Origin of the sequence: Bacillus cereus group sp. MG1 (assembly GCF_040460035.1) — a bacterium.
In the GTDB taxonomy this organism is placed as follows: domain Bacteria; phylum Bacillota; class Bacilli; order Bacillales; family Bacillaceae_G; genus Bacillus_A; species Bacillus_A cereus.
This window is the reverse complement of sequence record NZ_JARVGY010000001.1, coordinates 1,903,773-1,926,468: the sequence shown is the minus strand read 5'-3', so window position 1 is coordinate 1,926,468 and position 22,696 is coordinate 1,903,773. Positions and strand designations below refer to the sequence as shown.

Below are 22,696 nucleotides of genomic sequence, written 5' to 3'. Positions count from 1 at the left end.
TTTTTTCTGTTAATTATAAGGGGGCATTTCATTATGCGTATTGGGGTACCAGCAGAAATTAAAAACAACGAAAACCGTGTGGCAATGACACCAGCAGGTGTTGTACATTTAATTCGTAACAATCACGAAGTATTCATTCAAAAGGGTGCAGGTTTAGGGTCTGGTTTCACAGACGCTCAGTATGTGGAAGCGGGAGCAAAAATTGTTGATACAGCTGAAGAAGCTTGGAACATGGAAATGGTTATGAAAGTTAAGGAACCAATTGAAAGCGAATACAAACACTTCAGTGAAGGCTTAATCTTATTCACATACTTACACTTAGCTCCAGAGCCAGAATTAACAAAAGCTTTAATCGAGAAAAAAGTTGTTTCTATCGCATATGAAACAGTACAATTAGAAAACCGTTCATTACCATTACTTGCACCTATGAGTGAAGTAGCTGGTCGTATGGCTGCGCAAATTGGTGCACAATTCCTTGAGAAAAATAAAGGCGGTAAAGGTATCTTACTTGCAGGTGTTCCAGGGGTTAAACGTGGTAAAGTAACAATCATCGGTGGTGGACAAGCTGGTACAAATGCTGCTAAAATTGCAGTTGGACTAGGTGCGGATGTAACAATCATCGACTTAAGTGCAGAACGTCTTCGTCAATTAGATGACATTTTCGGAAACCAAGTAAAAACTTTAATGTCTAATCCTTACAATATTGCAGAAGCTGTTAAAGAGTCTGATCTTGTAATCGGTGCAGTATTAATCCCAGGTGCAAAAGCTCCAAAACTTGTAACAGAAGAAATGATTAAATCAATGGAACCAGGTTCTGTTGTTGTAGATATCGCGATTGACCAAGGTGGTATTTTCGAAACAACTGATCGTATTACAACTCATGATAACCCAACTTATGAAAAACACGGCGTTGTTCATTATGCAGTTGCAAACATGCCAGGTGCGGTTCCACGTACATCAACTCTTGCATTAACAAACGTAACAGTACCATATGCAGTACAAATTGCTAACAAAGGCTACAAAGAAGCTTGCCTAGGTAACACTGCATTACTAAAAGGTATTAACACATTAGATGGCTATGTAACATTCGAAGCAGTTGCAGAAGCTCACGGTGTAGAGTACAAAGGTGCTAAAGAATTATTAGAAGCAGAAACAGTATCTTGCTAATAGAAGCATTATACAAAACAAAATCGAACAATATATAAAACAACATGATAAGGGCTAAGAGTGAAGATCTCTTAGCTCTTCTTGGCAAAAGGGGGCATACATCGTGGCCAACCTATTTAAAAAGAAATCCGTTACGCAATTGTTAGGGGAAAGTAAAAGTAAAACTTTGACGAAAACGCTAGGGGCATTTGACCTAACAATGCTAGGGATTGGTGCGATAATTGGTACAGGAGTTCTAGTATTAACTGGATTAGTAGCAGCAAGAGATGCTGGTCCAGCAGTTATTTTTTCATTCATGATTGCAGCCATCGTTTGTGGATTTGCAGCATTATGTTACGCAGAGGTTGCTTCTACACTTCCTGTTTCAGGTAGTGTGTACACATACTCATATGCAACAATTGGTGAGTTTGTAGCTCATTTAATGGGATGGACATTACTATCCGTATATGTTGTAACGACTGCCGCAGTAGCTGGCGGATGGACTGGTTACTTCCATAACTTAGTGAGTGGATTAGGGCTTGAAATTCCAAAAGCACTGCTAACGATTCCGTCTCAAGGTGGTATAGTGAATTTACCAGCAGTTATCGTTACATTAGTTATAACTTGGTTATTATCAAGAGGTACGAAAGAAAGTAAACGAGTGAATAACATAATGGTATTAATTAAAATTGGTATCGTTGTTTTATTCATTGCAGTTGGTGTATTCTACGTGAAACCAGAAAACTGGATACCATTTGCACCGTATGGTTTAAGTGGAGTTTTCGCGGGGGGGAGCAGCAGTATTCTTTGCTTTCTTAGGATTTGATGCATTAGCAACTTCTGCTGAAGAAGTAAAAAATCCGCAACGTGATCTACCGATTGGTATTATCGCTTCGTTAGTCATTTGTACAATCATTTATGTTGTAGTTTGTCTCGTTATGACGGGTATGGTTTCATATAAAGAGCTAGATGTACCGGAAGCGATGGCGTATGTGTTAGAAGTTGTAGGACAAGATAAAGTAGCTGGTATAATCGCAATTGGAGCTGTAATTGGTATTATGGCAGTAATTTTTGCTTACATTTATGCAACGACACGTGTATTCTTCGCTATGAGCCGTGACGGTTTATTGCCAGAATCTTTCGCGAAAATTAATAAAAAGACAGAAGCACCAACATTTACAGTTTGGTTAACAGGAATTGGTAGTGCTTTAATTGCTGGATTTATCGATTTGAAAGAATTGTCGAATTTAGCGAATATTGGAGCGTTGTTAACATTTGCGATGGTTGGTGTGTCAGTTATTATTCTTCGTAAAACACATCCAAAATTACAACGTGGATTTATGGTACCACTTGTACCGATCTTGCCGATTATTTCAATTGCATGTTGTCTATTCTTAATGGTAAACCTACCATTAAAAACATGGATGTACTTCGGTGCTTGGTTAGCAATCGGAGTAGTTGTATACTTTGTTTATTCGAAAAAACATAGTCATTTAAAAGACGATGGAAGTTCGCAGGATAATTTAGAACAAGCTAATTAAAGGGATATAAACACAGTAAGCCTTGTGCGTCTAGGGAGCGCGCAAGGCTTTTTCTTTTGTTGAAATAAAGGGAATGTATATTATTTTGTCGAATTTTTCTGTCGGAATATGAAAAAAGGGTGGGAGCGAAATGGAAGAAGCAAAAGTTGTTGTTGGAGCAGAGGGTTATAATAATAACCCTGGTTGGTTACATACGAATGAAGAAGAATTAAATTTATTACGGAGAGAAGCTTGGCTTGATAAATTTCAACCTAATTCTTTATCAGTAATTTTGGCAGAACATGTATGGGAGCATTTATCATATGAAGAAGGAATTGAAGCTGCAAAAATTTGTTATGAGTTTTTAATGGAGAATGGATATATTCGTTGTGCAGTACCAGATGCATTTTTTCCAGATGAAGAATATCAGCAAGGGGTACAAGTAGGTGGACCTGGTCCATTAGATCATCCTGCAGCAAGTCATAAAATTGTTCATAGCTATAAAACAATCACGTCCATGTTTGAATCAGCAGGTTTTCAAGTAAGGCTCTTAGAATACTGTGATGAGAATGGTAAGTTTCACTATAATGATTGGAATGAGAAAGATGGATTTATTTATCGTTCGAAACGTTTTGACCATAGAAATCGGGATAATCATTTAGGATTTGTTTCTTTAATTGTGGATGCGGTGAAAAATGAAAAGTAAGTAAAAAGGGGGGTGCGAATTGTGCATCCTTTTTTGTATGAGAATATAGAGAGTGCGAAAAATATGTATACGACTTATTAAAATGTGAACGGAATGTTCATAAAAAAAATTCAGATTTCATTGACACATATGAGTGGGCGCTCATATAATAAGAGTATAAGATATATGAATGATTGTTCATATGTTCAATTAAAGAGGTGAGCTATAATGGCTGGAAATAAAGTAGAAACACCACAAGAGACATGTTCTCAAACGATAATTCATGAAGAAGTTGTAGAGCAAGTAAAACAAACAATTCCAACTGATGAAAGTTTAAGTAAAGTAGCAGAACTATTTAAAGTATTAGGTGACCGTACACGTACGAGAATATTACATGCGCTATTTGAAGCTGAAATGTGCGTTTGTGATTTAGCTTATTTATTAGGAATGACACAATCATCTATTTCGCATCAGCTTCGTGTGTTAAAGCAAGCGAAACTTGTGAAGAATCGTAAAGAAGGAAAGGTTGTTTATTATTCGTTAGCTGACCAGCACGTAATTCATATCTTCGAGCAAGCGTTTGAACACGTAAACGAAGAAGAATAAAAGAACGCGAGGAGGGAGAACGATGGCTGAAGCATTGGTGAAAAAGAAACTGATGTTAGAAGGTTTAGATTGTGCGAACTGTGCAATGAAAATTGAAAAAGGTGTTGGGAATATAGAAGGAGTAAATTCTTGCTCTGTAAACTTCGCAACAAAGACAATGATCTTAGAAACAGCACAAAATAAAGAAAACGAAGTTGTTACGGAAGCAAAACAACTCGTTACAAAATTAGAACCGCATATTAAAGTTCAAGAAGAACAAAAAAATAAAATTGCTAAAGAAGTATTTATATTAGAAGGTTTAGATTGCGCGAACTGTGCAATGAAAATTGAAAATAAAGTGAAGGAAATGCCAGCTGTCTCAGAAGCAACTGTTGATTTCGTATCGAAGAAATTACGAGTAGAAGTTGCGAATAAAAGAGAACTAGAAGCGACTGTAGCAAATATAACAAATGTCGTTCAAAAGTTAGAACCAGATGTGAAAGTTGTTCGTGAAGAGAAGAACGGTCATGACCACGGACATAGTCACGATCATGGTGAAGCAAATGTGAAAAAGATGGTAGGGAGATTAGTGGTCGGCGGAATTTTGACAGCAATTGCTGCATTAGCGGGCTTACCACAAATGGTAACAATTCCGTTATTTGTCCTTGCTTATTTATTAATAGGTGGAGATATCGTTTGGAGAGCGATAAGAAACATAACTCGTGGCCAAGTATTTGATGAAAACTTCTTAATGGCAATTGCAACTGTAGGAGCTTTTGCAATTCAACAATATTCTGAAGCTGTAGCAGTAATGCTATTTTATCAAGTAGGAGAACTATTCCAAAGTATTGCGGTAAACCGCTCCCGAAAATCAATTACTTCATTAATGGATATTCGTCCTGATTATGCGAATGTAAAGGTTGGAAATGAAACGAAACAAGTATCACCAGAAGATGTACAAATTGGCGATTATATTATCGTTAAGCCAGGTGAGAAGGTGCCGTTAGACGGAAAAGTAATTGAAGGAACATCAATGGTAGATACTTCAGCATTAACAGGTGAATCTGTACCACGTGAAGTTGAAGTTGGAAATGATGTATTAAGTGGCTTTGTGAACCAAAACGGTGTGTTGACAATTGAAGTTACAAAAGAATTCGGTGAATCCACTGTATCGAAAATTTTAGATTTAGTTCAAAATGCAAGCAGTAAAAAAGCACCAACGGAAAACTTTATTACGAAGTTTGCACGTTACTACACTCCAGTTGTAGTTATTACAGCGGCGATCATGGCGTTTATTCCACCACTTATTTTAGAAGGAGCTACATTCTCTGAGTGGATTTATAGAGCTTTAGTGTTCTTAGTAATCTCTTGTCCATGTGCGTTAGTTGTATCCATTCCTCTTGGATTCTTTGGAGGTATTGGTGGTGCATCTAAAAGTGGTGTGTTAGTAAAAGGTAGTAACTATTTAGAAGCTTTAAATGATGTAAAATATATTGTTTTTGACAAAACAGGAACATTAACAAAAGGTGTTTTCAAAGTTACAAAAATGGAACCGAGCGAAGGTACTACAAGTGAAGAGTTATTAGAGTATGCGGCATTTGCTGAAGTATATTCTAACCATCCAATTGCCCAATCTATTCGAAAGGCATATGGAAAATCAATTGATGAAAAAATAATCGATGATTATAACGAAATTTCTGGTCACGGTACAGTCGTAAAAGTACAAGGAAAAGAAATTTTTGCAGGTAATGCAAAATTAATGAGAAAAGAAAATATTGAATTTAAGCAACCAGAAACAGTAGGTACATTAGTTCACGTTGCTGTAGATGGAAGATATGCAGGTTATATTGTTATCTCTGATGAGGTAAAAGAGGATTCGAAACAAGCGATTCAAAAGTTAAAAGAACTAGGTATTAAAAAGACAGTAATGTTAACTGGTGATGCAAAACCAGTTGGTGAAGCTGTCGGTAAAGAATTAGGCTTAGATGAAGTTCATGCGGAATTACTACCGCAACAAAAAGTAGAAGAGATTGAAAAAATTGATGCAGCGAAGCACGGAAAAGAAAAAATTGCCTTCGTTGGTGACGGTATTAACGATACACCAGTATTAGCCCGTGCAGACGTTGGTATTGCGATGGGTGGTTTAGGATCAGATGCAGCAATTGAAGCGGCAGACATCGTTATTATGACTGATGAGCCTTCAAAAATTGCGACAGCTGTAAAAATTGCAAAACGTACAAGAAGTATAGTGTGGCAAAATATCATCTTTGCTCTAGGTGTAAAAGGGATCGTTTTATTACTTGGTGCTTTTGGTATTGCAACAATGTGGGAAGCTGTTTTCTCAGATGTTGGTGTGACACTACTTGCAGTGTTAAATGCAATGCGTGTATTAAGAGTGAAAGATTTATAAAAAAGAGGACGCGACCCGCGTCCTCTTTTTTATTGGTGATTTTGTTGAAATTGACTCAATAAAATAATACCAAATATTATTTTACTTTTAAATATCGTTATATTAAAATTTACAAATAAAATACATTCGTCTTATTCTTTTAATATATTTTTTACAAATATCCATATAGTATTGAAAAAACAGAGAAGGGGAAACTTCTCTGTTTACTTTTGTATGTTTTTTTCGACTTGTTCTCGAACTGTTTGAATGTAATTCATTTTATGATCCCAGCACTCTTGGCTTAAATCGACAGGGTATTCTTCAGGATTTAAAGTTCGCATATATTCTTCCCAAAATAGAGAGAGACTCTGTTCATTATATTTTTGAATATCTAATATACTTGGTAGTTCATATGTTCTTTCACCGTTAACGAAAATATCTTTATGCAGTTCACGGGCTTCAAAGTTTGTTACGAATTTACTTATATATGTGTGAACTGGATGGAACATTTTTAAGCGCTCTTCTTTTCCAGGTTCTTCAGAATCTAATGCAATATAATCGCCTTCTGCATGATCATTTACCCGATTGATAATACGATAAATTCGTTTCAGTCCTGGAGTGGTAATTTTTTCAGGGTTAGATGAAATTTTAATCGTATCATTTAATTTTCCGTCAGTATCTTCAATCGCAACTAGTTTGTAAACAGCCCCCAATGCAGGTTGCTCAAAGGACGTAATTAATTTTGTCCCAACGCCCCATACGTCAATTTTTGCTCCTTGAGATTTAAGGTGCATAATTGTGTATTCATCTAAATCGCTAGAAGCGATAATTTTTGTATTTGTAAACCCTGCTTCATCTAATAGTTTTCGTGCCTTTTTCGATAAATAAGCCATATCACCACTATCAAGACGTATGCCATAGAAATCAATACGATCCCCAAATTCTTTTGCAACACGAATTGCATTTGGAACACCAGATTTCAATGTGTCATATGTATCAACGAGAAAGACGCACTTTTTATGAGTTTCAGCGTATTTTTTAAACGCGACGTATTCATCGCGATATGCTTGAACGAAAGAGTGAGCGTGTGTGCCAGCTACAGGGATCCCAAAGCGTTTCCCAGCACGAACGTTGCTTGTAGAGGAGAAACCACCAATAAAGGCAGCACGCGTCCCCCAAAGGGCAGCATCGAACTCATGGGCACGTCTTGTGCCGAACTCTAAAAGCTCATCATTACTTGCAGCATGTTTCATACGTGCTGCTTTTGTTGCAATTAATGTTTGGTAATTCACAATATTTAAGAGGGCAGTCTCAATAATTTGTGCTTCACCAAGTGGTGCATCAACACGTAATAAAGGCTCGTTATTAAATACAACTTCACCTTCTTGCATACTACGAATCGTCCCAGTGAATTTCATATTTTGTAAATAATGAAGGAATTCTTCTTCAAATTGTAATTCTGCTAAATAAGCGATATCGCTTTCAGTAAAACTGAAATTTTCAATGTACTCTACAATTTTCTCAAGGCCAGCAAAAACAGCGTAACCGTTCTCAAATGGAAGCTTTCGAAAATATAAATCAAAAACAGAACGGCGATTATGAATACCATCTTTCCAATATGTATAAGCCATGTTGATTTGATATAGGTCTGTATGTAAGGCATAACTATCGTCTTTATAATGAGTCATCGCGAGAACACCTCCATAATTTGGTTATAGTATACCAATTTTTCACCATTGGTAGCAAAGAAGAGATATTGATGTGAAGTCAAGAGAGAAAAAAATGAAATTATGCATATTTTTTAGAAAATTTATATTTATCAATTTATATTTCTCCAAATTTTATGTATTATTAGAGTAATGGGGTAATGAGAATGGAGGAGGACAATGCAACAAACATTAGAAAAAATAGGCAAACAAGTCTTTTACAAACGGCTTCAGCAAAAAATGACACAAGAAGAATTATGTCAGGGCATTTGTTCTGTCTCATACTTAAGTAAGATCGAAAATGGAAAGATCGAAGCATCAGAAGAAATTCTACAATTGCTCTGCGCAAGATTAGAAATTGCTGTGACGGATTTGAGAGATGTAGAAGAAGATGTGAAGGGGAAGCTGGATGAATGGTTGAATGCACTAGTTCATTTGGACAAGCAACAAGTAGAACGTATATATGAAGAGTTGCAAGGTGAAATGAAGCATGTGTTGGATTTTGAAATTATAAATTATTATAAACTGCTGTATACACGTTATTTAATGATGAAGCGAGATCTACCTGCTCTTGAAGAAGAATTGGACAGATTGAAGAAAGTGTACAAGAAATACTCACCCTTTCAAAAGTTATTGTATACGTACAGTAAGGCATTATTACTTAGTTTGCAATATAAGCATAAGGAAAGTTTAAAATATTTAATTGAAACAGAAGAAATGGCTAAAGAGCAAGGATATTATGAAACGGGGATATATTATAACCTAAGTCTTGCGTATAGTCATCTAAATATACCACATTTAGCCATGCATTTTGCTCATATTGCCATGGAGGGGTTCCGTAACGAATATAAATTCCGTTATGTAATAAATTGTCAAACGATTATTGCTTTAAGTTATGTTGAAAAAGCACAATATGAAGAAGCTCTAAAGATTTATGAGAGTATATTAAGAGAAGTAGATTCTTTTGCGGAAAAAGATATGATTAAAGCTATGACTTTAAATAATATGGGGGAATTATACCATTATAAAAATGAGCATGATAAATCTAAAGACTATTTTCTTCAAAGTTTCGAATTGCAGAAGACTGTCAATATGAATTATATTGAAACAATTTATGGACTGGCTAAGCAATACATTCATCTTAAACGTTATGAAGAAGCGCAGGAATGGATAGAAAAAGGAATTGATTGCTCACGGAGTGATGAGAAATACAATAAAATGATTTATTCATTCTGTATATTTAAGTATAAATATTTTGGAGAATCTCAAGAATTTAAGAGATTTTTAGAGAATGAGGCTATTCCGTTTTTTAAGAGTGTAGGTAGTATGAAGGAATTAAAAAATGCTTATTTAGAATTAGCTATGTATTTAGAGAATGAATTTAAGTATGAGGAAAGTAATAAATATTATAAAGAAGTTATTAAAGTTTTAGAAGAAAAGGAGGAATTGAATTGAAAAAGCGCATTTATGGTGCAGTAGGGCTTGGAATAGTAGCGATTCTTTCTTTAGGCGTTAATTATTCAAATCCAGACATATATGGGGTAAAGTCTTTAAAAGAAGGCTCAGTAAATTACTCTAATCCAGATATTTATGGATTAAACGCTTTAAAAGAAAGTAGTATAAAATATTCTAACCCAGATATTTACGGTTTTAAATTTTCAGAAGAAAAGGTTATAAATTACTCTAATCCAGATATTTATGGTTAAGAAAATATTGAAAAAACCCCTTTCCAATCGGAAAGGGGTTTTTTCAATATTTGTTCCTCAAAATTCTACAAAACTTGAGAGATAAATTAATTGAATTTTTAGTATATTAATAGTGGAAACATAATGCTAATATGAAACTACTCTTTTTCAAAAAATTTTTTATTAGGGGGAAGGTTATATGAAAAAGAAGAGTTTAGCATTAGTGTTAGCGACAGGAATGGCAGTTACAACGTTTGGAGGGACAGGCTCTGCGTTTGCGGATTCTAAAAATGTGCTCTCTACTAAGAAGTACAATGAGACGGTGCAGTCACCTGAGTTTATTTCTGGTGATCTAACTGAAGCAACTGGCAAGAAAGCAGAATCTGTTGTGTTTGATTACTTAAACGCAGCAAAAGGTGATTACAAGCTAGGGGAAAAGAGTGCACAAGATTCTTTCAAAGTGAAACAAGTGAAGAAAGATGCTGTAACTGATTCAACAGTAGTACGTATGCAACAAGTTTACGAAGGAGTGCCTGTATGGGGTTCTACTCAAGTAGCTCACGTAAGTAAGGACGGTTCTTTAAAAGTATTGTCTGGAACAGTTGCACCTGATTTAGACAAAAAGGAAAAGTTGAAAAATAAAAATAAGATTGAAGGCGCAAAAGCAATTGAAATCGCGCAGCAAGATTTAGGGGTAACACCGAAATATGAAGTAGAACCAAAAGCGGACTTATATGTATATCAAAACGGTGAGGAAACAACATATGCATATGTTGTAAATCTAAACTTCTTAGATCCAAGCCCAGGAAACTACTACTATTTCATTGAGGCAGACAGCGGTAAAGTATTAAATAAGTTTAATACAATTGATCATGTGACGAATGATGATAAGTCACCAGTTAAGCAAGAGGCTCCTAAACAGGATGCGAAAGCTGTTGTAAAGCCTGTAACAGGAACGAATAAAGTAGGAACTGGTAAAGGCGTACTAGGAGATACGAAGTCTCTTAATACAACGTTATCTGGATCATCTTACTACTTACAAGATAATACACGCGGGGCAACGATTTTCACATATGATGCGAAAAACCGTTCAACATTACCAGGAACATTATGGGCAGATGCAGATAATGTTTTCAATGCAGCGTATGATGCAGCAGCGGTAGATGCTCATTACTATGCGGGTATCACGTATGATTACTATAAGAATACATTTAATCGTAATTCAATTAATGATGCAGGAGCGCCGTTAAAATCAACAGTTCATTACGGAAGTAATTATAACAATGCATTCTGGAACGGATCACAGATGGTATACGGAGATGGTGATGGTGTAACATTTACTTCATTATCTGGTGGAATTGATGTAATTGGTCACGAGTTAACGCATGCTGTTACGGAAAATAGTTCAAATCTAATTTATCAAAATGAATCAGGGGCTTTAAATGAAGCGATTTCTGATATCTTTGGTACTTTAGTAGAATTCTATGATAACCGTAACCCGGATTGGGAGATTGGTGAAGATATTTACACACCTGGTAAAGCAGGAGACGCGCTTCGCTCTATGAGTGATCCTACGAAGTATGGTGATCCAGACCATTATTCTAAGCGTTACACTGGTTCAAGTGATAACGGTGGCGTTCATACAAACAGCGGCATTATTAATAAACAAGCTTATTTATTAGCAAATGGCGGTACGCATTACGGTGTAACTGTAAATGGTATCGGCAAAGATAAATTAGGTGCGATTTACTACCGTGCAAATACACAGTATTTCACGCAATCTACTACATTTAGTCAAGCTCGTGCTGGTGCAGTACAAGCTGCAGCAGACTTATATGGTGCAAATTCTGCTGAAGTAGCAGCAGTTAAGCAATCATTTAGTGCTGTTGGTATTAACTAAGGACTTAACGGATAGCTATTAATAAAATACCTCAAAAATAAAGAAGGAGCCTATGCTCCTTCTTTATTTTTTTCTCCATTTTTTCCACAAATAAAACAATCCAATAACGCCTGCGATTGTTACAACCCACTTCGCTTCATTTGTTCCGTTCATGACTTGGTATGCCGAATATACTTCAATCAATAAGGCCGGTATTTTACCTATTGTACTGGCAATACTGAAGGAGAGTAATGACATTTTCCCTAGAGCTGCAAATAAAGTAACGATACTTGATGGGATGAAAGGTATCAATCGAAACGATAGAACGAGTAGAAAGGCCTCTCTACCTTCTACATAAAGAAGACGCTCTACCTTTGGGTACTTATTGACTTTATCGTGAGTGAACTTTTGAAGGCCCATGCGATAAATATAAAACGAGATAATAGCCCCTAAGGCCTCACCTGCGATCGAAATGATTGTGCCATTGGTTACACCGAAGAGCTGTATGTTAATGGCGGTTAAAAAGATGCTAGGAATAACACCTAAAAGACTAATGATGATGTTAATTAAGATACTAAGTGGAATTGCGATTGAATAGTATTCTGTTAAGAAATTTTGAATCGTTTCAGCCATTGTTTAAAATCCTTTATCTTTTTTTGCATTACACCACATTTCGTTTGTATAGGCAAGGGTAAATTTACATAATGTAGAAAAACGTTGATGAGAATGGTGTTTATACCTTATACAGGTATTATGTATATAAAAACAGGGGTATTTTAAATTATTTTTAAAAACACTATAAAAACCTTTGTATAAAAGAGTTTTATAGTTATGTTATTGGCGATTTTATCTGGGAAATAATTATAAAATATAGGGGGTATATATTATAAAAGGCGAAAAATAGAGGGTTGATGAAATTGCGCGGTAAATATGGAAAAACAGATGAAAAAAATGAAAAATGATAGATTTTTTCGTTGTGAAATTGACTTTTAGTGAAGTTGCGATAATAATCATGGAAGAGGTGATATGATGAAACGAATAAGTAGTCTTTTCTTCAGTAGTTTATTGGCATTAATGCTGATCTTAAGTGGATGTGCAGGAAAAGAACAAAAATCAGAGAAACAGACAGGGAATCAAGCTGCATCGGTAGAAAAAATTAGTGATAATATTTTAGATGAAATGGAAGGACCACCTAAAAATGGTCATACGATTGAAAGACATGTAGGCAAGTCAGAAGAGGATTTGAAGAATCGCTTGAAGACAGATAAAGTGTCAGCCGCAAGTACATACTATGATAAAGAAACAGCGACGAAAGCTGTAAAAGATAGCTTGAAGCAACATGACAAGGAAATTCAAGATTGGTTAAAAAATTCTAAAGAGGCTCGTCTCGTATTAAATACAACTCATTCATTCCCTGTTGGAAAAACGGTAATAAAGAAAAATATGAGTGTAAAAGACAAGTTAGTAAAAACTGTTACTGTTTTAGCAAGAGATAAGTCAGGGGAATTAGGGTTTAAGATTATTACTTCTTATCCATCTGATAAATAAGAAGGGGGAGTACATTATGTATACGACATTACAATACTTTCTTAAATCGTACTGTACGTTAAGTATTCATGAGGATGAAATAGTAAGCGTGATGGAAGAGTTTATTGAACAAGAAGACGAAGAAATTGTTTTGAAATTACGTGATGAATTAATAAATATGAAGAAAAAGAACGCGTGGGAAGAGGCGTGTGTATTAGCTGCGAAGCAAGGAAATCGTATGTGGTCTTTAGAAGAAACGAAAGACCATCTTGAAACTTTTTTACTATTACTGCAAAAGAAAAAGGCGTGATTAAATCACGCCTTTTTCTTTATACTATTCGGTTGATAGTATCTATTCCTTTGGGGCGCTTTTATATACACTTTTTGAAATTTGTCCATTTGATATTACTTCCCCGTTTTGTGTTACTTTTTTATACGTAACCGCTGTGATTTTATCACTAGTCCTACTAATTACTTGAGAAGAAACTTCAACATTTTTACCAGTATTTGTACCGAAAATGCGTGTAGTAATACTACCTCCATTTGAAAATGCTTGAATATAAATATAATTGCCTGTATTATTTTTAAATTTTAAATCTGGACCATAATCTGCTACTGCTGCATCTTGCCCAAGTGGTAAATAATTTACTGGCATAGAATGATTGCTTCGAGAAACAATTCCTAAATCAGCCCTTAAAGCGGCGCTGTATAAAGTACTACTGACTTGGCAAACTCCTCCGCCTGCACTTTGTATTACTTTACCTTGTGAATATACTGCTGCAGATTTGTAACCATGTGCAGCATCAGTTACGCCAACGCGGCCGTTAAAACTAAATGTTTCATCAGGTGCCACAATAACCCCACTTAAAGTATTAGCTGACTTATTTACGTTAAATGATTGATTTCCGTTACGGCCAGCCATTGGAGTAGAATATTCAGCAATGACTTCTTTAATACCCATTTTCTGTATATCTTCTGTAGAACGTTCTGGTTTTATGAATGTAACTGGTAATGTAACATCTGATTTACCAGTAGTAATAGCTTCGTTTGTTAAACTGTTTAGTTTTCCTTTATCAATTTTTTCTCCGTTTTGGCTTTGACTAACATTTACTGTTGAGCCTTCAATGCTTAATTCTGCATTAACAGGATTTTTTAATGTTTCATTATATTTATCTTTTATAAAGGTTTCATAAGCTGTTGCATTTAATTGTGGTGTTAATTTATAGTCACGTTTTAATTCACCGTTTTCAGCTTGCTTGCGCATTTTGTAACGATTCATTACGTTTCCTTCTTGTTCTTTGAAGATTTTGTCAATAATATCTTTCTCTTTATAATTTACCCCTAAATCTTTCCATGTGTAAGTTTGTTTATCGTTTTGGAATATGTAGGTAAGGGATTTTTGATCTAATTCAGTTACCCTTTGATTAATAATTGCTTGAATATCTTTCTTATTTTTTCCATCGAGAGAAATACCTTCAAATGTAGTATTTGGTAATGCAGTAGTATCTAATTGATTATTTAATTTGGATACATATTGATATCCCCCAACACCGCCTACACAAAGTAATATGCCCCCAGCAATTGCAGAACCAATCAGTATTTTACTTAGCTTCATTTATTTCCCCCCAGAAATTTATGTATAAATATATGTATTACATTTTTTGTATAAAAATGATGAAAATAACATTATGTACGTACTAGTATACTATTATTTTCACTGTGTGTGTAATGTTTTCATAAAAAATGTTACATCGCTGTAATAATTGTCACTTCTTGTCACAATGTGTATGAAAAATATGTTGAAAAATATAATAAAAAGGCTGTCTAGAATGATCTAGCAGCCTTTTTATTATAATTTTTTATGTTCATTTTTATTCGTAACACCGAGATGTTTTTGAAGGGTAGTTGAAATAGTATCGACGCTTTTTTCATTTGGCACGTAATAATAAATACCACCTATATATTTATCTGTACCTTCTACTTGCATTTTTTCCATCTTTAAATTTGAATCCATTGAATTTTTTGTAATTGTCATCATATCATCAAAAGTTAAATTGGTTTTTAAGTCTTTATCGACAGCGTCTAGTAGGCCACCGATTTTATTAATGGAATTAAGAGATAGTGCCTTTTCAGCAATGGCCTCTAATACAAGCTGTTGTCGTTGGCCACGCATATAATCACTATCGATGTGACGAGTTCTAGCTAGTGCCAGTGCCTCTTCTCCATTTAAATGTTGACGTCCTTTTTTTAGATGAATTGCATCTGCTTCATCTTTACTATTTTGCTCTGTGAATTCAACTGGAACGTCCACAGTAATGCCACCAAGAGAATCAACAATTTTAATAAAGGATTTAAAATTGAATTTTACATAATAATCAACTGGAACATCTAAAAAGTTCTCTACCGTATCAATTGTGCTGTCTACACCACCGAATACGTGCGCATGTGTGATTTTATCGTATTTATCACGTGATTTAATGTAGACGCGTGAGTCACGTGGAATGCTTACAAGTTTAACGGATTTATCGTTTTTATTAATTGTTGCAAGTAATAACGCATCTGTTCGAGTTGCTTTTCCATAATCTTTTTCCCTAATATCACTTTCATCAACACCCATAATTAGTACGGAAATGTTGTCGGTCATAGGTTTAACAGCTTTTTCACGTTTACTGGACTTTTCTCCTCGACCTAGTTCAGCATAAGCATTATTTAAGACGGACTTTGCTTTACTGTATATATGGAAGGAGTAGCCTCCTGCTCCAAGTGCTACAATTAGTAATGGAATAAGAAGGAACCAAAGTAGGCGTTTTTTCTTTGAGCGTCCTTTTTTGGCTCGCGTATCGTTGTTCGTGTCGGATTTCATCATTTTTTCTCCTTTAAAACTATCAAAGTGTATACATTTAGAAGTGTATTCAAACACATAAAAAATATTTTACGCTAAATAAAAGCGATTGTACATGTATAAAAAATAGATGTCTTGATTATTTATCCGGTATTAACGAGCAGTAAAACGCCCACCTCAAAGTCCAGTGAATACAATGAAGTTAGGTGGGAGATAACTGCCCGTAAATACCCGATTGATGAAGGCTAATAATCAGAGTGGGGATAGCCCCACTCTGATTAAAGTTTCACTTTATAAGACACCTATTCGTTATTGTATACAAAAGATAGGGATAAGAAAATGATAAAATTTTACCTAATTACAACATAATGCTTACGATAATTGCAGATAAAATACTAACGAGAGTAGCTCCATATAGTAATTTAAGGCCAAACCTCGCAACAACGTTTCCTTGTTCTTCGTTTAGTCCTTTTACCGCACCTGAAATAATACCAATGGAAGAGAAATTGGCAAAAGATACAAGGAAAACAGAAATAATACCAACTGTACGGGGAGAAAGGCTATTAGAAATTTTACTAAGGTCCATCATTGCGACAAATTCATTCGTTACAAGCTTCGTTGCCATAATGCTACCAGCTGCTACAATTTCAGAGCTTGGTACACCGATAAGGAATGCGATAGGTGCAAATACGTAGCCAATTAATTGTTGGAACGTAATACCGAATATAATGAGGAACAAGTCATTAATACAACTAATTAATGCGACAAATCCGATGAGCATAGCGCCGACAACAATGGCTACACGAAAACCATCAAGAATATATTCTCCAAGCATTTCAAAAAAGCTTTGTTTTTCACCTTTGATTTCTAAAATATCTTCGTCATCTTTAACGTCGTAAGGGTTAATGATGAGTACGATAATAAAACCGCTAAATAAATTGAGAACGAGTGCAGTTACTACATATTTAGGTTCAATCATTGTCATATAGGCACCTACGATAGACATAGATACGGTTGACATAGCGGAGGCACAAAGTGTATAAAGACGGTGTTTTGGAATTTGAGCTAATTGTTTTTTCACTGTAATAAAAACTTCTGATTGGCCGACAATGGCAGAGGCGATAGCGTTGTAAGATTCTAATTTCCCAAGACCATTTATTTTACTAAGAAAGTACCCGATCCAATGAATAAAAAATGGTAGTATTTTGAAATGTTGTAATATACCAATTAAAACAGAAATAAAGACGATTGGTAATAATACAGTAAGGAAAAATGGCATTTCACCTTTATTTGCAAGACCACCAAATACAAAATTTACTCCATCAGCAGCATACTCGAGTAGCTTTGTAAACAAACTGGAAATGATTCTAATAAGTATGAGGCCGATTTCTGTATTTAATAGTAAATAGGTTAAAATTAACTGTATAATAAGCATGATAAAAATTGGTTTAAATTTAATATGCTTCTTATTATTGCTAGCAATATAAGCGAGCAAGAAAACAATAATTAATCCGACGAAAAAAGTAATGAATTTCATGGTAAGCCCCCTAAAAGAGATATTCTGCTATATATGTTTTTCATTTCAAGGGAGAATATGCATCTTTGGTAAAGAAAGGAATAGAGAGAGTATGAATATATGTAGAGTGCATCACGTTGCAATTATTTGTTCGAATTATGAGACGTCAAAGGATTTTTATACTAGAATATTAGGGTTTAAAGAAATGAATGAAGTATATAGAAAGGAACGAGATTCTTATAAATTAGATTTATGTGTAGGAGAAGAGTATCAAATCGAATTATTTTCATTTCCAAATCCGCCTGAGCGCAAAAGTTTTCCAGAAGCAGCCGGTCTTAGACATTTAGCATTTGCTGTTACAAATATAGAAGAAGCTGTGAAGCATTTAAATCAATGTGGTGTTGAGACCGAACCGATCCGTATTGATGAAATAACGGGGAAGAAATTCGTCTTTTTCCAAGACCCTGATGGTTTACCTTTAGAATTGTATGAGGTTTGAAAATTGGTGGATTTTATATAGAGTTGCTTTCCAATAATTGAAGAAACTAAAGTGAAACTTCTTTTTAAAAGGAGGTGTAACTTTAGCTAAGAAAGCTAAAGAGCATATGTGGATATTTTAAAATTATTGATGGTAGTCATTCTTATTGGGTTAACAGCATTTTTTGTGGCTGTTGAATTTGCAATTATTAAGGTACGTAGCAGTCGTATTGATCAACTCGTTAGCGAAAAAAGACGAGGTGCACTGGCCGCTAAAAAGGTAACTACAAATTTAGATGAATATTTATCGGCCTGTCAGCTAGGTATTACAATTACTGCTTTAGGGCTCGGGTGGTTAGGGGAACCAACCATTAAACATTTACTCGAGCCGTTGTTTTTAAAATTGCAATTCTCACCTGCAATTTCCAGTACAGTTTCATTTATTATTGCCTTTGCAGTAATTACATTTTTACATGTTGTCATTGGGGAACTTGCTCCAAAGACATTTGCTATACAAAAAGCAGAACAAGTTAGCTTATTGTTATCGAAGCCACTTATTTATTTTTACCGAGTTATGTATCCGTTTATTTGGGCTTTGAATGGTTCAGCGAGGGTTGTAACTGGTCTATTTGGATTAAATCCAGCTTCTGAACATGAAGTAGCTCATTCAGAAGAAGAATTAAGGTTAATCTTATCTGAGAGCTATGAGAGCGGAGAGATTAACCAAAGGGAATTTAAATATGTAAATAATATTTTTGAATTTGATAATAGAGTAGCAAAAGAAATTATGGTACCTCGTACGGAAGTTGTAGGCTTATATGAGGACGAACCATTTGAAACACATATTAAAGTAATCGCGCAAGAAAAGTACACGAGATATCCTGTATTTGGTGAAGATAAAGATGAAATTATTGGGATGGTTAATGTAAAAGATTTATTTATTCGTTATATGGATGGTAGTCGGGACGAGGAGTGCTCGATTATGCCATATACAAGGCCAGTTATTGAAGTGCTAGAAAATATTCCAATTCATGATTTACTATTACAAATGCAAAGAAAACACATTCCATTAGCTGTATTGTATGATGAATATGGTGGTACAGCAGGGATTGTTACACTAGAAGATATTTTAGAAGAAATTGTTGGAGAAATTCGAGATGAATACGATGAAGATGAGAATCCACCTATAGAGCATGTAAGTGAAGGCTATAAAATCGTAGAGGGAAAAGTGCTTATTAGTGAAGTAAATGATTTGCTTGGCATACATTTAATTGCTGATGATGTAGATACAATTGGTGGCTGGATTATGGTACAAAAACAAATCGTTGCTGAAGGAGATATTATTGAGAAACACGGTTTTTATTTTAAAGTCCTTGAAAAGGATATGCATCAAATTAAACGAGTGGAAATAAGGAAAGTAGGAGAATGATTTTCTATAAACTTTAATAAAAAGGATATACAGAAAAATAAATGTTTGCGCTTTCAAAAAAGGTACTATATAGTGAAGGTGGATACTGAAAAATTCTTCTGAATGATACTCGTGTTTTTAGAGGGCGGATTTTTTGGATAAGGATTTAGAATGAAAAAGTATAGGTGATAAAAATGATAGCAACGAAGGATATACGTATAGAAAAAGATTTTTTAGGTGAAAAAGAAGTACCAAGTGCAGCTTATTATGGTGTACAAACATTACGTGCCGTAGAAAACTTCCCAATTACAGGATATCGCATTCATCCATCACTCATTACAGCAATGGCAATTGTGAAAAAAGCGGCGGCGCTTGCGAATATAGATACTGGTTACTTAGCTAAAGACATTGGACATGAAATTGCAGAAGCAGCGCAAGAAATTGTTGATGGAAAGTTTCATGATCAATTTATCGTAGACCCTATTCAAGGCGGAGCCGGAACTTCTATTAATATGAATACAAATGAAGTAATTGCGAATAGAGCGTTAGAACGTATGGGATATGAAAAAGGGGCGTATGCGAAAATTAGCCCAAACACTCATGTGAACATGGCCCAATCAACGAACGATGCGTTTCCGACAGGAATTCATATTGCAACTCTTATGATGTTAGAAAAGCTTCTTATTACAATGGAGGAACTTCATTCTGCTTTTCTTAAAAAAGCAAAAGAGTTTGATCACGTTATTAAAATGGGACGCACACATTTACAAGATGCAGTTCCAATTCGCCTTGGACAAGAATTTGAAGCGTATAGCCGAGTGCTTGCGCGCGATATAAAAAGAATTAAACAGTCCCGTCAACATTTATATGAAGTGAATATGGGAGCGACAGCTGTTGGTACAGGATTAAATGCAAATCCTACGTATATTGAACAGGTGGTAAAACATTTAAGAACGTTTAGTGGGTTCCCACTTGTTGGTGCAGAGCATTTAGTTGATGCAACGCAAAATACAGATGCATACACAGAAGTATCTGCAGCACTTAAAGTATGTATGATGAACATGTCTAAAATTGCAAACGATCTTCGTATTATGGCGTCTGGGCCACGTGTTGGGTTGGCTGAAATTCAATTGCCAGCACGTCAGCCAGGTTCATCGATTATGCCAGGTAAAGTAAATCCAGTTATGGCAGAAGTGATTAACCAAGTCGCATTCCAAGTAATTGGAAATGATCATACAATTTGCCTAGCATCAGAAGCGGGACAATTAGAGTTAAACGTAATGGAGCCTGTGCTTGTATTTAATTTAATTCAATCTATTAGTATTATGAATAATGGATTCCGTGTATTTCGTGAATATTGTATTGAAGGAATTACAGCAAATGAAGAATTGCTGAAGCAATATGTTGAGAAAAGTGTTGGAATTATTACAGCAGTTAATCCTCATATTGGTTATGAAGCAGCATCTCGTATTGCACGTGAAGCGATTGAAACAGGAAAATCTGTTAGGGAGTTATGTTTAGAGCATGGTGTACTGACAGAAGAGGAATTGGATATTATTTTAGATCCATTCGAAATGACTCACCCTGAAATTGCTGGAGCTTCTTTATTAAAAAATAAAGAAATGTAATGTGAAAAACACCGATCCATTTGGATCGGTGTTTTATTTTTAAAAGATATTAAATACAGCGTTTAATTGAAGTAAGCTAATAACAGCTAAGAAGATTAAACTGTATTTCATTGCTGTTTTAAATAGAGCAGATTCTTTACCAACTAGTCCAACTGCGGCACAAGCAACTGCTACAGATTGTGGTGAAACCATTTTTGCCATTGTACCACCTACTACGTTTAAGGCAACGAGTGTAGAAGGGACGATGTTTAACTGGTCTGCTGTTACTGCTTGAAGTGGTGCGAATAAAGAACCACTTGAAACTACTGAACCTGTAATGAATACGCCAATCCATCCTAAGATTGGAGAAAGAATTGGGAATGCATTACCAGTAGAAGAGAATGCAAGTCCAAGTGTAGATGACATACCAGAGTAGTTCTCTACGTAAGCTAACGCGATAACGCTACAAATTGTATATACTGGAGCTTTTAATTCTTTCATTGTTTCAATCATTAATTCTTTAACCATTTTACCTTTTACGCGGTAAACGATAAGTGAAACGATAATTGCTAGTACAATCGCAGTAGTTGTAGAAGAGAATACATCAAATTTGAAAACAGCTGCGAAAGGTGTATCAGCTTTTGTAATTGGTGTAGTTTTCATAACAGCATTATGAAGACCAGGGAACTGAATGTTAAATACTAAGTTTGCTAACGCACCATCTGGAGCAAATAAAGCTTTAATCGGTTTTAAGTTAAAGATTGTTACAAATGCAGTTAAGAATACGAATGGAGACCAAGCATATAAAATTTGATTGAATGTATGTGATACTTTAGTTTCTTGTTTTTCTTCTTTAGTAGAAGATTTTGGTTGCCAAACACGTAAGAATAATGCAAGAGAGATCATACTTACAACGGCTGCGAAAATATTAGTAAGTTCTGCGCCTAAGAAGTAAGTTACAGCGAATTGAGTAATAGCGAAAGAAACACCACTTACAAGAATACCTTGCCAAGTTTCTTTAATACCTTTAATTCCATCGACCATTGAAACAAGTAAGAAAGGTAAGATAACACTAATGAAAGGTAAAATAAGAACAGTTTGACGACCAATAGTTAATGCGTCAAGTTGAGTTAATTGTGCTGGTACTGTAACTGGAATACCCATAGCACCCATAGCACCACCAGCAATATTAGCTACTAAACAAATACCTGCTGCTTTTAATGGATTAAAGCCCATACCTACAAGTAGTGCAGCTGTAATAGCAACTGGAACTCCTAGACCAGCTGCGCCTTCTAAGAAAGCACCGAAAGAATAAGCGATTAATAATACTTGTAAACGTTGATCATTTGTAATGCTTGAAATACTATCGCGAATAATATTGAATTGCTCTGTTTTAACAGTTAATTTGTAAAGGAAAATTGCGGCGATAACGATAGTACAAATTGGATAAAATCCAGATAAAACACCGAATCCGGCAGATGCTACAGCTACTGTTGCTGGCATTTTATAAACAAATATTGCAAGGATAATAGCGACAATTACACTATAAAGACCAGCCATGTAACTTTTCATTTTGAATCCCATTAAACAAATGATGAAACAAAAGATTGGAAGTGCTGCGATTAGTGCAGATAACCAAATATTGTTTAATGGGTCATAAATTTGTGTCCAAGTACTCATAATAATGACAACTCCTATCTATTATATGTGAAGAAATTCACATT

At 35.1% G+C, this 22,696-nt stretch carries 18 protein-coding genes and 1 pseudogene; 13 read left to right on the top strand and 6 right to left on the bottom strand.

Annotated features, from left to right (window positions below):
• Positions 1-33 precede the first annotated feature (33 nt).
• The 5 genes and pseudogenes from ald (at position 34) to QCI79_RS09995 (ending at position 6,346) form a co-directional block, all read left to right on the top strand.
• Positions 34-1,167 carry an alanine dehydrogenase gene (gene ald / locus QCI79_RS10015; protein WP_001219744.1) on the top strand — a complete coding sequence of 378 codons (1,134 nt, stop codon included), beginning with the start codon at positions 34-36 and terminating at the stop codon, positions 1,165-1,167.
• 103 nt (positions 1,168-1,270) lie between these two features.
• Positions 1,271-2,687, top strand: a pseudogene (locus tag QCI79_RS10010) (amino acid permease).
• A gap of 130 nt (positions 2,688-2,817) precedes the next feature.
• Complete coding sequence (locus tag QCI79_RS10005; RefSeq protein ID WP_000390569.1) at positions 2,818-3,372, top strand: class I SAM-dependent methyltransferase; 555 nt, start codon at positions 2,818-2,820, stop codon at positions 3,370-3,372.
• A 207-nt stretch (positions 3,373-3,579) separates the two neighbouring features.
• On the top strand, positions 3,580-3,957 hold the full coding sequence (locus QCI79_RS10000) for an ArsR/SmtB family transcription factor (RefSeq protein ID WP_000918378.1): 378 nt from the start codon (positions 3,580-3,582) through the stop codon (positions 3,955-3,957).
• A 22-nt stretch (positions 3,958-3,979) separates the two neighbouring features.
• Positions 3,980-6,346, top strand: a complete 2,367-nt coding sequence (locus QCI79_RS09995; protein ID WP_000796560.1) for a heavy metal translocating P-type ATPase — start codon at positions 3,980-3,982, stop codon at positions 6,344-6,346.
• Positions 6,347-6,549: 203 nt separating this feature from the next.
• Here QCI79_RS09995 and QCI79_RS09990 read toward each other — a convergent pair whose 3' ends face one another.
• On the bottom strand, positions 6,550-8,013 hold the full coding sequence (locus tag QCI79_RS09990; RefSeq protein ID WP_000150184.1) for a nicotinate phosphoribosyltransferase: 1,464 nt from the start codon (positions 8,011-8,013) through the stop codon (positions 6,550-6,552).
• Positions 8,014-8,211: 198 nt separating this feature from the next.
• Between QCI79_RS09990 and QCI79_RS09985 the strand changes: the two genes are divergently transcribed.
• The 3 genes from QCI79_RS09985 (at position 8,212) to QCI79_RS09975 (ending at position 11,616) form a co-directional block, all read left to right on the top strand.
• Entirely contained in the window at positions 8,212-9,486 is a 1,275-nt protein-coding gene (locus tag QCI79_RS09985; protein ID WP_001187939.1) for a tetratricopeptide repeat protein, read from the top strand.
• Positions 9,483-9,737 carry a hypothetical protein gene (locus QCI79_RS09980; protein WP_000746247.1) on the top strand — a complete coding sequence of 85 codons (255 nt, stop codon included), beginning with the start codon at positions 9,483-9,485 and terminating at the stop codon, positions 9,735-9,737. Before QCI79_RS09985 ends, QCI79_RS09980 begins: the two co-directional genes overlap by 4 nt.
• Before the next feature lie 178 nt (positions 9,738-9,915).
• Entirely contained in the window at positions 9,916-11,616 is a 1,701-nt protein-coding gene (locus QCI79_RS09975; RefSeq protein WP_000730368.1) for a M4 family metallopeptidase, read from the top strand.
• A 63-nt stretch (positions 11,617-11,679) separates the two neighbouring features.
• Here QCI79_RS09975 and QCI79_RS09970 read toward each other — a convergent pair whose 3' ends face one another.
• Positions 11,680-12,228 (bottom strand): TVP38/TMEM64 family protein, encoded by a 549-nt coding sequence (locus QCI79_RS09970; protein ID WP_000852235.1) that lies wholly within the window; start codon positions 12,226-12,228, stop codon positions 11,680-11,682.
• A gap of 396 nt (positions 12,229-12,624) precedes the next feature.
• On the opposite strand from QCI79_RS09970, the gene QCI79_RS09965 reads away from it, so the two are divergent.
• Positions 12,625-13,143 (top strand): RNase A-like domain-containing lipoprotein, encoded by a 519-nt coding sequence (locus QCI79_RS09965; protein WP_000822692.1) that lies wholly within the window; start codon positions 12,625-12,627, stop codon positions 13,141-13,143.
• 16 nt (positions 13,144-13,159) lie between these two features.
• The gene (locus QCI79_RS09960) at positions 13,160-13,432 is read left to right on the top strand and encodes a hypothetical protein (RefSeq protein WP_000288803.1); all 273 of its coding nucleotides are present in this window, start codon (positions 13,160-13,162) and stop codon (positions 13,430-13,432) included.
• Between the two features lie 42 nt (positions 13,433-13,474).
• On the opposite strand, the gene QCI79_RS09955 is transcribed toward QCI79_RS09960, so the two are convergent.
• The 3 genes from QCI79_RS09955 to QCI79_RS09945 all read right to left on the bottom strand — a co-directional run bounded on the left by QCI79_RS09955 (position 13,475) and on the right by QCI79_RS09945 (position 17,501).
• The gene (locus tag QCI79_RS09955; protein ID WP_000777363.1) at positions 13,475-14,737 is read right to left on the bottom strand and encodes a VanW family protein; all 1,263 of its coding nucleotides are present in this window, start codon (positions 14,735-14,737) and stop codon (positions 13,475-13,477) included.
• 234 nt (positions 14,738-14,971) lie between these two features.
• Positions 14,972-15,988, bottom strand: a complete 1,017-nt coding sequence (locus tag QCI79_RS09950; RefSeq protein ID WP_001986019.1) for an LCP family protein — start codon at positions 15,986-15,988, stop codon at positions 14,972-14,974.
• 334 nt (positions 15,989-16,322) lie between these two features.
• Positions 16,323-17,501: a NupC/NupG family nucleoside CNT transporter gene (locus QCI79_RS09945; RefSeq protein ID WP_000668849.1), complete on the bottom strand. Its 1,179-nt coding sequence runs from the start codon at positions 17,499-17,501 to the stop codon at positions 16,323-16,325.
• Positions 17,502-17,592: 91 nt separating this feature from the next.
• Here QCI79_RS09945 and gloA2 point away from each other — a divergent pair, with 91 nt between their 5' ends.
• From gloA2 to aspA, 3 genes are all read left to right on the top strand, one after another.
• A complete protein-coding gene (gene gloA2, locus QCI79_RS09940; protein ID WP_001017679.1) occupies positions 17,593-17,979 on the top strand; it encodes an SMU1112c/YaeR family gloxylase I-like metalloprotein in 387 nt (128 codons plus the stop codon).
• A gap of 108 nt (positions 17,980-18,087) precedes the next feature.
• Complete coding sequence (locus QCI79_RS09935; protein ID WP_000353322.1) at positions 18,088-19,386, top strand: hemolysin family protein; 1,299 nt, start codon at positions 18,088-18,090, stop codon at positions 19,384-19,386.
• A gap of 173 nt (positions 19,387-19,559) precedes the next feature.
• Entirely contained in the window at positions 19,560-20,993 is a 1,434-nt protein-coding gene (gene aspA, locus QCI79_RS09930) for an aspartate ammonia-lyase (RefSeq protein WP_000562127.1), read from the top strand.
• Positions 20,994-21,032: 39 nt separating this feature from the next.
• On the opposite strand, the gene QCI79_RS09925 is transcribed toward aspA, so the two are convergent.
• Entirely contained in the window at positions 21,033-22,652 is a 1,620-nt protein-coding gene (locus QCI79_RS09925; protein ID WP_000109103.1) for an L-lactate permease, read from the bottom strand.
• Between the last annotated feature and the right edge of the window lie 44 nt (positions 22,653-22,696).